This window comes from Streptomyces sp. NPDC005195 (assembly GCF_040608315.1).
Classification (GTDB): Bacteria; Actinomycetota; Actinomycetes; order Streptomycetales; family Streptomycetaceae; genus Streptomyces; species Streptomyces kaempferi.
The window spans coordinates 1-2,231 of record NZ_JBEXHZ010000250.1 but is presented as its reverse complement, the minus strand read 5'-3'; the positions used below and the strand labels follow the sequence as shown (position 1 = coordinate 2,231).

At 69.8% G+C, this 2,231-nt stretch carries 2 protein-coding genes; one reads left to right on the top strand and one right to left on the bottom strand.

The features are described 5' to 3' along the window. Window positions 1–23: 23 nt before the first annotated feature. On the bottom strand, window positions 24–1,325 hold the full coding sequence (rfbH, locus tag ABZV34_RS38630; RefSeq protein ID WP_356287718.1) for a lipopolysaccharide biosynthesis protein RfbH: 1,302 nt from the start codon (window positions 1,323–1,325) through the stop codon (window positions 24–26). 311 nt (window positions 1,326–1,636) lie between these two features. On the opposite strand from rfbH, the gene ABZV34_RS38625 reads away from it, so the two are divergent. After that, a partial coding sequence (locus tag ABZV34_RS38625; RefSeq protein ID WP_356287715.1) for an acyltransferase occupies window positions 1,637–2,231 on the top strand: 595 nt, incomplete at its 3' end.

The window sequence follows — 2,231 nt, the reverse complement described above, 5'->3', positions numbered from 1 at the left end:
CGGCACGGGCCGGCCGGCCGGATTCAGTGGGGCAGCGTGACGAACTCGCTGATGGTCGAGATGCTGTAGTCGATCATCTCGTCCGTCAGGCCGGGGAACACACCGATCCAGAACGTGCGCTCGGTGGTGATGTCACTGTTGGTCAGCGGACCGCTGACCCGGAACTTCTGCCCCTCGTAGGCCGGGTGGCGGGTGAGGTTGCCCGCGAAGAAGCGCCGGGTGGCCACCTTGCTGTACTCCAGGTGGTCGATGAGCGCGCCCGGCGCGAACGGGGCACCCGGCACGACGGTGAGGGCGAAACCGAACCAGCTCGGGTCGCTGTCCGGGGTCGCCTCCGGCAGCACCAGGTGCGGAAGACCGTCCAGCCCCTCCCGCAGCCGCGCCCAGTTGCGGCGCCTGGCCTTGCCGAACTCGTCGATGTGCGTCAGCTGCTGCAGACCGAGCGCCGCCTGCACGTCGGTCGACTTCAGGTTGTAGCCGACGTGCGAGAAGATGTACTTGTGGTCGTAGCCGGCCGGCAGCGTCCCCATCTGGTGCTCGAACCGCTTGAAGCAGCGGTTGTCCTCGGCCGGCTCGCACCAGCAGTCCCGGCCCCAGTCACGCATGGACTCCACGATGCGGGCCAGCGCCAGGTTGTCCGTCAGGACCACCCCGCCCTCACCCATCGTGATGTGGTGCGCCGGATAGAAACTCTCGGTCGCCAGATCACCGAACGTCCCGGTGAGACGGCCCTTGTACGTACTGCCCAGCGCGTCGCAGTTGTCCTCGATGAGGAACAGACCGTGGTCGTCGGCGATCTGCGCGATCTCCTCGACGGCGTACGGGTTGCCGAGCGCGTGCGCGACCATGATCGCCCGCGTCCGCGGTCCGATGGCCTGCTCGATCCGTTCCGGCGTCGGGTTGTACGTGCCGATCTCGATGTCGGTGAAGACCGGCACCAGACCGTTCTGGATGATGGGGTTGACGGTCGTCGGGAACCCGGCCGCCACGGTGACCACCTCGTCGCCCGGCACCAGACGGCTGTCCTCCAGCTGGGGCGAGGTGAGCGAGCTGAGCGCCAGCAGGTTCGCCGACGAGCCGGAGTTCGTCAGATGCGCCTTGCGCAGACCGAAGTACTTGGCCAGCGCCCGTTCCAGCTTGCGCGAGCTCGGTCCGGCGGCGATCCGCATGTCCAGGGCCGCCTCGACCAGCGCGACACGGTCCTCCTCGTCGAGGACGGCACCGGAGGCCATGACGGACGTGATACCGGGCACGAATCCCGAGGACGCGTTGCTGCGGTGGTACTCGCGTACCAGGTCGAGGATCTCTGTCTTGTCGTTGCCCATCGGCTGGTGGCCTCCCTGTGGCTGCCGGCGGGGACGGAGCCGTGGCCTCGACGGCAGGAAGTGCGAGCGGGGTCCCGGACCGGTGTCTGCCGTCCGGGAAACCCAGCCCAACACACGGCACACCGGCGTGCCCAGCGCTGCCGGACAAGTCTAGGGATCCACCAAAACCGGCCGCGCGCACGCCCGTTGAACGCCCGCACCCGGGCCGTCCGGCCCCGCGGCAGGGACTAGGGATTTCCTCGCCCGCCAGGAGGAACGCTGGAGTGTCAGGTCAACTGCCGGGCCCCGCAGGCCGATTCCAGTGAGGAACGATGAACATCCCTTCAGCCGCGCGCCGCACACCGCACCACACCGTCACCGTGCGCGCCGGCGAAGCGACCGCGGAGCGCGTGCGTTTGAGCGTCTACGACCTCATGACCGGCACGTTCGCCACCCCGCGCACCTTCTTCTACCGCCACCGGCTGGACGCGGCCGCGCTGCGCGAGTCCCTCGCCCGGACCCTGCCGCACTACCCGCTGCTCACCGGACGGCTGGTGCGCGACGGCGACCGCGGACTCAGCGTCGTCTGCGACGACGCGGGCATCCCGTTCACCGAGAGCCACAGCGACCGGCCCATGCCCGAGTACGGACTCGGCCGTTCGGCCAGACCGGACCTGCCCTCCTACCTCCACAAGGCCGGCGCCTTCCGGGTCGTCGGACACGACACCCCGCTGCTGACCGTGCGCGTCACCCACATGCGCGGCGGCGGCTCGGTCCTCGGCGTCGCGATCAACCACAGCATCGTCGACGGCTCGGGCTACCTCGACTTCCTGCGGCACTGGTCCCGCGTCCACCACGGCGGGGAGCAGCGCGCCGCGCCCTACGCCCGCACCCTCCTCGACGGCCTGGCGGACGGCGCCGCCCCCG